This is a genomic window from Calothrix sp. CCY 0018 (genome assembly GCF_963920925.1).
Lineage (GTDB): Bacteria > Cyanobacteriota > Cyanobacteriia > Cyanobacteriales > Nostocaceae > Rivularia.
This window is the reverse complement of sequence record NZ_CAWUDI010000002.1, coordinates 152,261-166,269: the sequence shown is the minus strand read 5'-3', so window position 1 is coordinate 166,269 and position 14,009 is coordinate 152,261. Positions and strand designations below refer to the sequence as shown.

Annotated in this window: 6 protein-coding genes; 1 reads left to right on the top strand and 5 read right to left on the bottom strand. The window is 37.1% G+C overall.

Features of this window, described 5'->3' with window-relative positions:
• Positions 1–299 precede the first annotated feature (299 nt).
• The 4 genes from ACM03V_RS02185 to ACM03V_RS02170 all read right to left on the bottom strand — a co-directional run bounded on the left by ACM03V_RS02185 (position 300) and on the right by ACM03V_RS02170 (position 7,071).
• Positions 300–1,364 (bottom strand): GNAT family N-acetyltransferase, encoded by a 1,065-nt coding sequence (locus ACM03V_RS02185; RefSeq protein ID WP_414619107.1) that lies wholly within the window; start codon positions 1,362–1,364, stop codon positions 300–302.
• Positions 1,345–2,388: a glycosyltransferase gene (locus ACM03V_RS02180; RefSeq protein WP_414619106.1), complete on the bottom strand. Its 1,044-nt coding sequence runs from the start codon at positions 2,386–2,388 to the stop codon at positions 1,345–1,347. The genes ACM03V_RS02185 and ACM03V_RS02180 overlap by 20 nt, the downstream gene beginning before the upstream one ends.
• The gene (locus ACM03V_RS02175) at positions 2,354–3,565 is read right to left on the bottom strand and encodes an aminotransferase class I/II-fold pyridoxal phosphate-dependent enzyme (RefSeq protein WP_414619105.1); all 1,212 of its coding nucleotides are present in this window, start codon (positions 3,563–3,565) and stop codon (positions 2,354–2,356) included. The genes ACM03V_RS02180 and ACM03V_RS02175 overlap by 35 nt, the downstream gene beginning before the upstream one ends.
• A gap of 935 nt (positions 3,566–4,500) precedes the next feature.
• On the bottom strand, positions 4,501–7,071 hold the full coding sequence (locus tag ACM03V_RS02170) for a sigma 54-interacting transcriptional regulator (RefSeq protein ID WP_414619104.1): 2,571 nt from the start codon (positions 7,069–7,071) through the stop codon (positions 4,501–4,503).
• Positions 7,072–7,249: 178 nt separating this feature from the next.
• Between ACM03V_RS02170 and ACM03V_RS02165 the strand changes: the two genes are divergently transcribed.
• Complete coding sequence (locus tag ACM03V_RS02165; RefSeq protein ID WP_414619103.1) at positions 7,250–11,857, top strand: DEAD/DEAH box helicase; 4,608 nt, start codon at positions 7,250–7,252, stop codon at positions 11,855–11,857.
• Between the two features lie 316 nt (positions 11,858–12,173).
• Here ACM03V_RS02165 and ilvD read toward each other — a convergent pair whose 3' ends face one another.
• Positions 12,174–13,847, bottom strand: coding sequence for a dihydroxy-acid dehydratase (gene ilvD, locus ACM03V_RS02160; RefSeq protein ID WP_414619102.1), 1,674 nt, complete (start codon positions 13,845–13,847; stop codon positions 12,174–12,176).
• Between the last annotated feature and the right edge of the window lie 162 nt (positions 13,848–14,009).

Here is a 14,009-nt window from a genome sequence, read left to right as displayed (position 1 = left end):
TGCAAGATTCAAAGCGTTTATTCACATATTCACATTCTTGATCGCTTATACCCAAAAGAACTGTAGCCGAACGAACGATATTAAAAAGTTGTTAGTTGTTAGTGGTTAGTGGTTAGGAGTAGCGAATAAGTAATTATTTCCCCCCATCTTCCCATCTCCTCAACCCTAACCTGTATACACATCTCGGCTCTATCCCCCTAAATCCCCCGGTAAAAAGGAGGGACTTTAACTCCTATTCCCCCCTTAAAAAGGGGGGCTAGGGGGGATCGAAACGTTATAGAGCAACTTTACAAAGCCCCTCAACTTGAGCGATAAGCAGGAAAGAAACTCGACTCAAACAGTTTCTCAACTCTGGTATTTAGAGATTCTGCTCGCAGATGAGTTAGGTAATTATATTTTTCCCTATCTGGAATCAATCGCAGTGCAAACCAATCGTGTCTTTGTTTAGAAAAACCTGCTTTGAAGTGATACAAGCTGTCTTTTGTTCCGCCGACACCACTTCCTATATGCATCAATTCGTTACCGCGTTGCTTTGCCCAATATCTAACGTAGTCTAATAAGTAATTGAATGGAGACTGCTGTAAAAATTTGTTTTTGGTTCCCCCTAAATGGGCTTGAACTATTCCACCGCATTCAAAAAATATACAGGCTGAAGCAATTTCTGATTCTAATTCTACTAAGCACAAATGTATATTTCCATCTAACTTTTGTAAGTCTAAAAAATATTCTCGATCAAAGTAATAGGACTTTTTGGCTGCGACGCGATTCATAGTTTCCTCATAAATCGCTCTAAATTTCTCGGCGTATTCGACTAAATTTACCATTCTTGCCGTAAAACCTAGTCGCTTACATTTGTTAATAGTGCTTTTATGACCTTTTCTGGTATTTGCCCAAATTTGGGACTCTGAAAGTTTTAAATTAATGGAAATTGTTTCACCAATCTTATTAACAGTTTCTCGTGAAAATATTTGACTGAATTTATTACTTAAAATAGGATGCAGTTGAAAAAATGCCGAGCATATACCCTGAGTTTTAAAATAATAATTTAATTCTTTGAGAGCAAAATCCGTAAAATTAGGAGTATTTACTGCTGCTTCACTTAATAAAACACCGGGATAACCATAGGGTGATATTACATCAGAATAGTTTTGTGCAATTGATCCTAATATGTCATTGCAGGAACGGACTAAGAAAGGTAAGAAAAATATTTTGTCACCATCTATGGCTATAAAAGCTTCCGAATCAGATGATGTTCTTTTGGCTTCTAAACGTGCATATTCTGGTAAATGGTAAATATCATACCTGAGTTTATGCAATGTTTGCAGCCATAAGGGATTTTGGCTATCAATTACTTGAATATTCATGGGTGAGCAGTTTAAGCTTCTGCTTTTTTATCCGCCATTTGTGTAAGCTAAGTTTATTAATCATGCTTCTCTTAATAAATTTAAAAATTGCCGTAAAGCTAATTAGTGGATAACTAACTAAAGTTCGGATTAATTTGTTCGCGTATTGTTTCTGTTTGGCTAAATTTCTTTCCTGCTGATAAATCGCAAAGCAAGTTAAATAACGGTAAATTATTTCCGATTGAATTATATAGTTGTATTCAAAATTCAAGTATTCATTCAGCAGCTTGTAACATTTGATGGCTTCTTTTAGCTGCTGTATTTTTCTCATACTGCTAAATAAGCCGTTGCTATGTACTCGATAAACTCCCAAGGATTTGTTGATGTAGCCGATTTTTCCATGTCTTGCATTCAGTACGTGCAGTACCCAATCTCCACAAACTGTGTCGCAGTACCATTCTGGAAATTCAGCAAACAAACCTCTTCTATATAAAGTCGAACAGGTTGGTATAAAGTTACTTTTTAAGATATTTTCAACATCGGAAAATCTCTGTGGTTCAAAATTGTTATATCTCTGAGATAGCCCAGCTTTATCCTCAAAAATTGTTGTCACATCATGAAAACAAATTGCACATTCTGGATGGTTATCTAAAAAATCTACCTGTTGCTGTAGCTTGTAGGGAGAATTCCAATAGTCATCCCCATCTAGAATCGCAATATACTCGCCCCTAGAAGCTTGAAGCGTTTGTACAAAAATCTTTTGCCCGTAGCAGCCCAAGTTTTCTTCTGGTAATATTAAGCGAATTTTATCTGGATACTGTTTTTGATAATCAACAACAATCTCCCGCGTTTTATCGCTAGAAAAATCTTCACCTATGATGATTTCATAATAAAAATCTACTTCTTGCAACAGTATACTTTCTATCGCTTGTGCAATAAATTTTTCATGGTTAAAAGTGACGAGAGATACACTAACTTTGATTTGATTTTTGTCAAATTGCGAATCATTGTTAGCAGGCATGAAGATTTTGGTAGAGCTTTTCATTGATTAGATTTCCCCCTGATGTTGCAAGCCTTAAAACTTGACATATTTTACCGATTTCTTTACTTCCTATTGCCGTACCCGTAGGTAATGCTAGTACTCTGCTTGCTAAATTCCTGGTATTAGTTAACATCAAACCCATGTCAGCAATACGAGAGCGATAGGGTTCCATTTGATGACAACCAGGATAAAAGTAACGTCTTGCGATTATATTTTCTGCCCACAAAATTTCATAAATTTTGTCGCGGCTTATTCGGGTTATTAATTCGTCTATTTCTACAACTATGTATTGATAATTACAACGTTCCTTTTCATCGTAAGTTATTAAATTTACACCGGGTATATTTGATAATTCATGTTGATATTTTTTGTAATTTTTTCGGTTAATACTAATAAAATCTTCCATACTCTCTAATGATGTCAACCCCATAGCGGCAGATACTTCACTCATTTTGCCGTTGATGCCAATGGAGTCAACACAATCGTAATTGCTAAAACCAAAATTCTTCATTAACCGAATTTTTTTGGCTAATTCCGAATCGTTTGTAACAATTGCACCACCTTCAAAACTGTTACAAAATTTGGTTGCATTAAAACTAAATACTTCTACATTGCCAAAATTACCGATCGTTTGCCCTTTATAAGAACATCCAAAAGCATGAGCAGCATCGAATAAAAGTTTTAAGTTATGGCGACGAGCAATTTCTGCAAGTGCTTCAACATCACATCCTCGTCCCCATAAATGTACCCCCATTATTGCTGTAGTTTTTGCTGTAATTAATGCCTCTATTTTTTGTGGATCTATATTATGAGTACTGGGATCGACATCGCAGAAAATCGGCTCAATTCCTAGCCATTGCAAAGCATGAGCCGTAGCGACAAAAGTAAATGATGGAATGATAACTTCACCCGTAAGTTCGCAAGCTTTGATAGCAATTTCTAAGCCTGTAGTGGCATTACAGGTAGCAATGCAGTGTTTTACTTTTACTAATGAAGCTATATGCTGCTCGAATTCTTGTACTAAAACTCCGTTATTTGATAACCATTTACTATCTAAAATATCGTTGATACGTTGCAGCAAAATTTGCTTAGAACCAATGTTAGGACGATTTACGTGTAACTTTTCTGTAAAAGCAGGTATACCACCAAAAATAGCAAGTTCGCTTAAGTGTTTTTTCATATTACTTATTGCCTTTAAATATTAGCCAAAGTTTAGATATTTATTGCTAAAGCTTTTATTACTAAAAAAGGAAAAAGCTTTGCTTAAGCACCTTTGATAACATCCGCGTCAATTGGCAATCAAAAAATAGGCATTTAAAGACAAATTAGGTTAGGAAATTTTTTATGATACCTAATTTACTCATGTGTATGCCAAATATATTGAAAAACAAAATGTCAAATTATTCTAAAACCACTGATAACAGAGAAAAAAATCAACGATAGTATAATCTTGAAAGTTCGTTTGATGACTTTGCGCCACTTTTATAACGACGACAAATCTAATGACAAATAAGTCATCAGATTAAAGAATTACTAGCCGATTTTAGCGCTTTGATTTAATGGAACACTTTAAGAGAAATCAAAGCTATATCTTTAATACAATTTCTAAGACTTTGCTTTTTTAATAATAGTTTCCTTTTATCTACATGAGACAAATAACTGATTCAATAATAAATTTTAGCTACCTTTACATTTAGATATTAAGTAATTCGTTAGTGTTTTTCGTAAGTCTTAGAATACTCACTAATAGATGTAATTTTATATTTTGTTTCCTTAGTATAAATGGAATTACATAAATTTTACGTAAAAATTATTAATTTTTATTAAAGATATTATATTATTCTATCAAACAAATGTGAAGCTGAACGTCATTACTGTATCAACTTCAGCGTGAAACGGCTTTCTAAAACATATAATAATGCTGGGTAAGACCCCTGATGACAACACCACTATTCTAATGGTAGAGGATTAGTGAGATATTAAGTTTATTATCTAAACAGGACTTACGCAACCGCAACGATAAATTCATTCCCGGCATTAAGATCCCCCCAACCCCCCGATAAATTGGGGAGCTTTGCGTAAGTCTATCTAAACTGTGTCAGGAAGACAGATGGCTTAAGGAGATACGATTATTGCCCACATAGTTGCTGCTAAACCGATAGAAGCTAAATGTTGCCATAGCAGACAGCGTAAGGGTTGACGGGCGATTTTCTGCGTTAGCAATACCGTTAATAATGTGGAAAATATCAAGGTAGTACCCTGCAAAAAAGCGATAACCGCAGGGTGGGCTATTAATATTGGTAAAGATGCGCCATTTAAACCAAAAGTAGCAAAAGTTACTGGTAATATACGTCCTGCTTCGTTTAAGCCCAAACGTAAATAATGAGCTAAACTACCACCTAATATTAATGGTAAATAGCCGTAAGCAAGTTCTACAAAAGGTTTGGGTTTAATTAAATTTCTACGTTGATATATTGTCTTTTTTAGATAACAGTTAAAGCGATAAAACATTTGCATTAAACCATAAGCAGCAAAGGGAATAACTGCGGGAATTATTAAAGCTAACAAAGATAAACCTGAATGCTGCCAAAAATTATTTAAGTCTAACTGTAATTTGATAATTTCTTGAATTTCAGGTAAGCGATGAAGATACACTCCCCCCAAAAGCAAAAATAACAGCGCCACTTCATAGCCATGCGGTACGTGAGTTGTCCATAATTCGATGCCGGGAGGACGTAAATTAAACTCAACGGAGCGATGGGGACAGGCTTTGAGACAAGTCATGCATAAAACGCAGTCTTTGTTATCTTCTAACTGTGCGGGATGAGAATATAAAGGACAGCCATTTGTTTCCAAACCTTCACCTTTTTGCGGCCCACCTTTATAACATTGATAGGTGGTACAGCTAGCAGAACAAATACCTTGCTGCGCTCTTAATTCCGTCATTGATAACTTAGCAAACAAGCCATTCATGCCGCCGATGGGACATAAATAGCGACACCAAAACCGTCTTTCAAATATAGCAGAGCAAATCATTGCTCCGGCGGTAATTAATAACAGCAAACAAGCGCTCAAATAAGCAGTGTTTTCTAAATCCCAAAGTTCTTCCCAGAGAAAAATTAGAGCAAACATGGCGAATAAAAACCATCCACCCCATTTTTCTGCTTCATGTCTTGGCCAACTTTGAAGTTTTCGAGGAAACAACCATAAAGATAATTTCTGCGTAACTTCACCGTAAATCATAAACGGACAGAAAGCACACCAAATCCGACCTAAAAATGGGAAGAGAAATAGGAAAAATGGCCACCAGCAAGCCCAAAATAGATTTAATCCAAAATTTTTGTCTCTGGTTTGCGGGCCAAGAAATAAAATGGCAATAAGAACCGCAAAAGCTGATAAAGTAAAACCATAATTAATCCAATCTGGGTACCACGAACTACGAAGAAACTTTCTTAATCCCGGATAGGCATTTAATAAATTGAAGCGAAACCGTTTTTTCTTCGTATCCGCTGACCAAAATATTTCTTCTGTTAACTCTGTGGCTTCATCAGCTTGGACAATAGCCCTTTCTACCAAGCTTTTCAATTCCTTTAAATTTCCAGGAAAATCGTAAGATTGCAATCTACGTAAAGCTTCCGGCGTTACTTTAGGTTTGCGAATGCCTTCTTGACGACAGTAAAGACTAATATAATATTCAACAATAGCTCTGATATCACCCTTCCGCACTCGCACGGGTGGAGCTTTGATAGTTTTATCTACCGCTTTTTGGATTATTGGCTGAGTTTGTTCTGAAATAATCAGAATGCGAGCTTGATTATTATAAGCTTCAGGTTCTGGTTGTCCCTCGCGAGTAGTAGGCTTATAAATACCAGTTTCGATAAACTCAGCTAACTTTGGTAATAACTCCGGCGGCGTTTCCTGAATATTATTTAGAATTAAAGTACCTTCCTCCAACCAGGCAATCAACCCCGGTTTACCCCCCACACGTCCAAATAAATCCGCACCGCTAGTCTGTAAAATGCCGCAATCTACCTTAATAATCGGCTGTCGGCGAAAATCAGATCCGAAGTGGATTAGAGCAGCAATATTATCTTTTTCTAAACCAGGTTCGCCAAATATCAATATAGATTCGCGAGTGTCGGCAGCTTCACGGATTTGTTCTCGCAACTTTACAGCATAACGACTTGTCCCCACAACTCCCCGTTGTGCTTTAGTAACTAAATAAGGGCGCAAAGCAATAGAGCGTTCTTGTTCGTTGTTAAGTGCGGATGTTAGCTGTGCAACTTCTTGAGCTAATTCACGAGAGATTGCCGTTTGAATTTGCGGATATTTAGCAATTAATTCTTTGAATTTTTCAGCAGGTACTATCCAGAAACGGCATTCGCTCAAAGTTGTAACAGAACATTTAGTTAACTCATCCAAAACCAACTCTTGCAGATTAATAACCGCACCAGCAAGTAAACCACAATTGAAAGTAAGATTATTTTTATCTTTACTATTGCTTTCGAGCTTGCCTTCTAACAAAATGTAGAGCGCATCCGGTGGAGTTTCTTCTTCAAATAAACGCTCGTTTTCTGGAATAACTTTTTCTTCGATTACTTGAGCGATCGCCTCTAAGGGTTCGGTTTCAAGAATTCCCAAAGCCGTGCGCTCTTGTAGCCAAATTAGTTTTTCGGAAGTATTCATGATATTCCCCTCGATGCTGGGAATCCCAGCGGATGGTTGGGCTGGATGGAAATTCAGATCAATTGGTTTTTGATAGCAATTATGTATACACGCTTGATATTGAAACCCGAAGTATAATTTAAGTCTATAAAGGAAATCAATATTGATTTGCAATTAATCGTAATTATATAAATTTCTAATGCAGAAAAGACACAAGCTTACGAAATTTAACGGAATATCAAAATGGTTATCTAATTTAACAACTCAATCTAAAAATCATCAGTACACGCATCGGCTTCTAAAAGAAAATTTAGACCAAAGGGATGCAAATCTTGATGAGTTAATATTAATAGTTCAAAAAGCCCATGATGATACTCGGAATCGTCTTCGTAAATCAGCAGCAAATTCCCTTAATCCATTTGAAGATAGTTGTGATATTGATCTTGCAGAAGGTTATCCAGAACGTCTTCATATGCAGACACTTAAAGGTTATTTTGGAGAAATATTTGCGGGGATTATTGCTGAAAACTTTGCTATTTTTGAGTTAAATGACTGGGAAGTTCCTGCTTTTCTTTTCCGCTTCCATGAAGTTGCATTTCAGCATTTAGAACTTATAAAACAAACCGGAGAACTTGCAAAGAAGCAACCTGGGCGTACAGGGGATGATTGTCTTGCTTTCCGGCGCAATAGCAAAGGTATAATCATTGCATCGTTGATTTGTGAAGCTAAGTGTACGGCTAATCACAATGCCAATATGATTAGCGAAGCTCATGAAAAATCAAGTATAGCAAATATAATTCCAGTTGATACTTTACGACTCATCCAAATTTTACAAGATTGTAGTAATTCTTATTCATTTGAGTGGGTAGAGGCTTTACAGACTTTACGATTAAAGAATCTTGATAAAAAAAATTATGAACGCTGTGATTTAGTTAGTTATGTTTGTGGTCAGCATCCTATAAGAAATAAAAATTGGATATCTACAAACAAAGCGCATGACAAATATACAGCAAACAGAAAACTTGAAGCGGTTGAAATTCATCTTCATGATGTTGAAAATCTGATTAAAGCAGTATATGTTTTGCAGACAGTTGAGCAATTAGATGATTCAGAGTTAACAAAAGCAAACTCTGATGTCATAGTAGAAGGAGAAGCTCTGCAAAATGAAATGGCTCAACCAAGTCAAGAAGTCATTGCTTTAGCGACAGAAGTACAAAATAATCTAGCAGGTAGCAGACTAACACCAGCGATCGCAAAACTTTATAGCCAACATACCAGACTTCGCGAAGGACAAAAGGGATTGACGGGATGGCGAAAAGATGAAGCTGATGAGCGATTAAATGATGCGATACGTCTTATAGAAGCTGCATTTATAAAACAAGAAGCTGGAGACGCTAGTTGGTGTAATGGGATGCTACGAGCTGGTGAATTACTTGAATGGTTATCTCATCCCCAACTAAATCCTAATCGTATACCAATTCGCTTACTTGCGGCAGCTGTATATGAACTGGCTGGTTATCCTGCTAGATCTACGGGTTTACTTAATGAAGGTACAACTGAGGAAGAAGAAATAGAATCAGAAATTCTTAGTTCTTTATTAAAAGCAGATTTTCCCAGCTTATTACAACTGTTAACAGAATATTGGGCAAAAGCAAAATTATCAAATTTGCAAGCCGAAACAAATCTTCTTTGGGATGAAACTAATACACAAGCCCATAAATTTAATGAGTTAATTGTTAATCAAACCGCTAGTTCTTTAGGTATTTTGTGTGCAGAAATGCGCTGGGGAAATGAACCTAGATTAAAAAAAGCTATTAAAAAACTTTCTGATATTGCTAAGGTACTTCTTCACGGAGATGATACTTATTCTTGGCTCTTAGGAAAGTTGTGTGCAAAAGTGACTTCTGTATATATAAAAACTTCCCTACGAAATCATCTAGAAGTACTTATTCCGACAGTTACTCAAAGCGGCAATAATTTTTTAGAGCGCTATTTACGTCAAAGTTATGAAAAACGCAAAATCTTAGCATGGCGTTCTCAAATTTGTGGAATAGAACGACTAGCAACAGCAGAATCATTTGCGCTTTGTACCCCTACAGGTTCTGGAAAAACAACGATAGCTGAAATTGCTATTCTACAAAGTTTGTTTTCCGAGACAACAAATTCTAACAATCTTAGTAGCTTAGTTCCTTTAGTAATTTATTTAGTCCCAAGTAAAGCGCTCGCTACAGAAGTTGAATCAACTCTATCTCGTGTTTTAAATCGTACAACTAATAAAAAAGTCACGGTTACAGGTTTATATGGAGGAACTGATTGGGGTCCAACAGATGCATGGGTAACATCAGAGCAGCCAACAGTTTTAATTTGCACTTATGAAAAAGCGGAAGCTTTGATGAAATTTTTAGGACCTCTATTTATCTGTAGAGTATCGCTTGTTATTATTGATGAAGCCCACGCAGTTCAATTTGATGGAAATAAAAATTCTTTGCAAAAAGCTGAAAATAGAACTTTACGTTTGGAATCATTGGGTGCAAGACTTTTTACTTATGTTGAAGAAAATAATAGCCGAATTATTGCGCTATCTGCTGTTGCTTCAGAAGCAGAAGGTGCATTAGCAAGTTGGGTACAAAATCAAAGCAACGCTAGCCCAGCAAAAACAGATTACAGAAGTACACGACAATTAATAGGTCGTCTTGAATGTTTACCAGGAGGAAGATTTGAAATAGTTTATGATTTACTTGATGGTAGAAGATTAGAATTTCAAGAAACTGGGCAAGCTGGTACACCTTTCATTCCAAATCCATTCCCACCATTTCCCCTTGCACCAAAATGGCAACAAAAAGGACCAGAAAAACGGCTACGCCCTTATCTTTTTTGGGCTGCTATGCATTTAGCAGCATCAGATGAAAAAGGTCAAAAACGTGCTGTTCTAATTTCAGTTCCTCAGCAGATTGATGGTTATGCCGAAGACTTCTTGGAATTTTTAAATTTAACATTTCCACAAGTCAAACAACTTTCATTATTTGAAGAAACTGTACAATTGTCAGAAGTCGAAAAACCTTTATTCTTTCAAGTACCTACACAAGAAAAAAAACTCCAAATTTGGCAAAAGTGTTTACTTTCGTGTAAAGATTATTTCGGTATTAATTCTCGCGAATATAAGTTGCTAGAGAAAGGAATTGTAGTACATCATGGGAAAATGCCTGGTTTGCTGGCTCGATTACTCATCGATGTCATAGAACAAAGAATTGTAAATTTAGTTTTAGCAACTTCTACTCTTTCCGAAGGTGTAAATCTTCCTTTTGAAACAGTACTAATTCCCAGCTTAAGGCGTGGCAAGGAAGAGCTAAATATTCGTGAATTCGGTAATTTAGTTGGTCGGGCTGGAAGACCTGGATTTGGTACAGAAGGACGCAGCTTGATATTACTTAATAATCTATCAACAGACTGGAGTGATAAACAAGCACGTAAAAGATATTTATCTTTAATAAGTGACTTAGAAAATCAAGCTCAACCAAATGAACAAGGCACTTCTATCAGTCCTTTAGCCCAATTATTGCTTAATTTAGAAGAACAATGGCAGCAAATATCTAATTCTAAATCACAAGAAGCTTTTTTTAGCTGGTTAGAACAAACTGCACCGCTTTCTTATGGTAATAATCTTTCTGAAACAGAATCATCAGCTATTGAAACTTTAGATTCGCTAGATAACATTTTACTGTCCGCCATCGTAGAAATAGAACAGCTAGCAGCTAAAGATTTAAGCCTTAATGAATTGGAAGAGCAACTACAAAAAATTTGGCAACGAACCTTTGCTTGTTACGCTAACCAAGAACAAGAAAGATTAGAAAATTTATTTATCAAGCGAGGAAAGGCGCTTAAAACAGAAATTTATCAAGATGTTTCACAGCGTCGGCGATTATATCGCACAAGTCTACCACCACGTGATGGAAATCAGCTTTTAAATCTTTACCCAAAAATCAAAGAGCAGTTAGTAACAGGTAATGATTATGCTATTTGGTTGCCGGAGCAACGCTTTGACTATATCCAAAATATAATTAGTAATTTAGCTACCTTATCTAAATTCCGACTTGAAGAGCCATCTGGAAAAGTTTCTTGGAGTCAAATCTTAAGATGGTGGCTTTCTCCTAATATAGCAACTACAAAACCTACAGCAAAACAAATTACAAAATGGCATTCATATATTAGTAATAATTTTACATATCGATTCAACTGGGGTTTAGGAAGTATTATTGCATTAGCAATTGATGAAGCTTTTGGTAATGAGTTAGTTGAATCATCGCTGGAAAATTGGTCAGAAACTGGGCTTCCTTGGATTGTTTTTTGGATTAAAGAACTTATTGTATGGGGAACTTTAGATCCAGTCGCTGCATACTTGCTTGCTAAAGTAGAAAATGTAACAACTCGTAAACAAGCTGAAGAATTAGCAAAAACTTTTTACCAGTATATTAGCGAGCGGGAATTGGAGCCAAACGAATATCTCAATGCAGTCAAGATCAAAAATTGGGTAGAGCAATCATTTTCCAATGTTGAACGACATTTACCAACTCCCAAACCTCCTAATCTAATTAACGTCAATCTACTGATAGATTTCACTAAAGCTCCAAGCAAAAATTGGAGGGTAGTACCAGTAGAGATTGGGGATGAAATACAATGGTTTGATTTAGCAGGTATTTCACTGGCAATTTGTCAGAAGCCTGAGAAGTGGCAGCCTGATTTTTTAAATACTCATGATTTCACGCTAGATGTAGAAAATAAAGTTGTTTCATCTAAAGTGTATGTTTGATTTTTTTATTAATAAAAATGGCAAATTTAAAACATTTTGCAGCTAAATAAACTATCAGATTTTATTAAAATAAAATTTGCTATAAGGAAAATACGATTTAATTAAGAAGAATAGTAGGTTGGTTAAGGCAATAGCAATACCCAATAAATGCGAAAATGTTGGGTTTCGTTCCTCAACCCAACCTACAATCTACTCACAACTCCTAACTCCTAACTCCTAACTAATAAATTCAACCCGTGAAGACGGGTTTTGCTTGTGTAGCAGCGGTTTCAACCGCCAGGTAAAGTATTCATTTTCACTTTACTTTCTACAAATTCTAATCCGTCACCGCACCCAAACTACTAGAAGAAACCAATTTGGCATACTTCGCTAAAACACCTTTTGTATAGCGGGGTTCTGGCGCTCTCCAATTCACGCGACGTTTGGCTATTTCTTCATCGGATACTTCCAATTGCAATAACCGCGCACTGGCATCAATTGTTATCTTATCTCCTTCTTCCACCAAGGCTATAGTTCCACCAACTGCGGCTTCTGGAGCTACGTGTCCGACTACTGTTCCGTAACTTCCCCCGGAAAAACGTCCATCGGTAATTAAACCTACCGAATCTCCCAAACGGGCACCAATTATTGCAGCGGTAGGTGCTAACATTTCCCGCATTCCGGGGCCACCTTTTGGCCCTTCGTAGCGAACCACAATTACGTCACCAGCCTGAATTTTACCGGAAAGAATGGCATCTAAGCAGGATTCTTCTGATTCAAATACCCGCGCCGGGCCAGTAATTTTAGGCACTTTCACGCCGCTAATTTTTGCTACTGCTCCCTCTGCTGCTAAGTTACCTTTTAATATAGCTAAATGCCCTTGTTTATACATGGGATTATTCCAAGGACGAATTACGTCTTGGTCGCTCCGTGGCTCTTCGGGTATATCAGCTAAGACTTCAGCGATTGTTTTGCCGGTAATAGTTATACAGTCACCGTGGAGTAAGTCATGAGCAAGTAGCATTTTCATCACTTGAGGAATGCCACCAGCTTTATGTAAATCTACTGCGACGTATTGACCGCTGGGTTTTAAATCGCACAGTACAGGCACGCGAGCGCGGATAGTTTCAAAGTCATCAATATTTAATTCCACACCTGCAGAATTGGCAATGGCTAAAAAGTGAAGTACTGCATTTGTAGAACCTCCAACAGCCATAACTATCGAAATGGCGTTTTCTATGGATTTACGAGTAATTATTTGACGTGGTAAAAGTTGGTTGCGTATCGCTTCCACCAATACAGTCGCCGATTCTTCGGTGCTGTCGGCTTTTTCCGCATCTTCCGCTGCCATCGTAGAGGAATAAGGCAAGCTCATACCCAAAGCTTCAAAAGCAGAAGACATCGTATTAGCAGTATACATTCCACCGCAGGAACCCGCACCGGGACAAGCATTCTTCTCAACTGCTAAAAGTTCATCATCTTTTAGATTACCAGCGCTGTGCTGTCCAACTGCTTCAAAAGCACTGACAACAGTTAAATCTTTACCATCATGATGTCCGGGTTTAATCGTACCACCATAAACAAAAATCGCCGGTATATTCATCCGAGCGATCGCAATCATTGCTCCGGGCATATTTTTATCACAACCACCGATAGCAAGCACACCATCCATACTTTGCCCAGTACAAGCAGTTTCAATAGAATCAGCAATTACTTCACGCGACACCAGGGAATACTTCATTCCCTCAGTTCCCATCGAAATACCATCGCTAATGGTAATTGTACCGAACATTTGCGGCATCGCTTCGGCATCGCGAACGCCTTTGTCAGCCCTTTCCGCTAAAGTATTGATGCCCATATTGCACGGTGTAATAGTACTAAAACTATTAGCAATCCCCACAATTGGCTTATTAAAATCCTTATCCCCAAAACCAACGGCTCGCAACATCGCTCGATTTGGCGATCGCTGCACTCCTTGGGTTACAACTCGGCTTCTAAAATTGTCTGACATTAAGTTCCCCTCTGCGCCGCTATTTATCATCAAGGCGCTTTCAGATTTTGTAGATTATCCCAAAATATCAAAAACTGCTAACTCCGAATAGTTATGTTGTAGAAACTTATTAGTTTGTGCAAAGCATAGTTTTTGACAAACAATTTTTGTTTTTAACGCAGA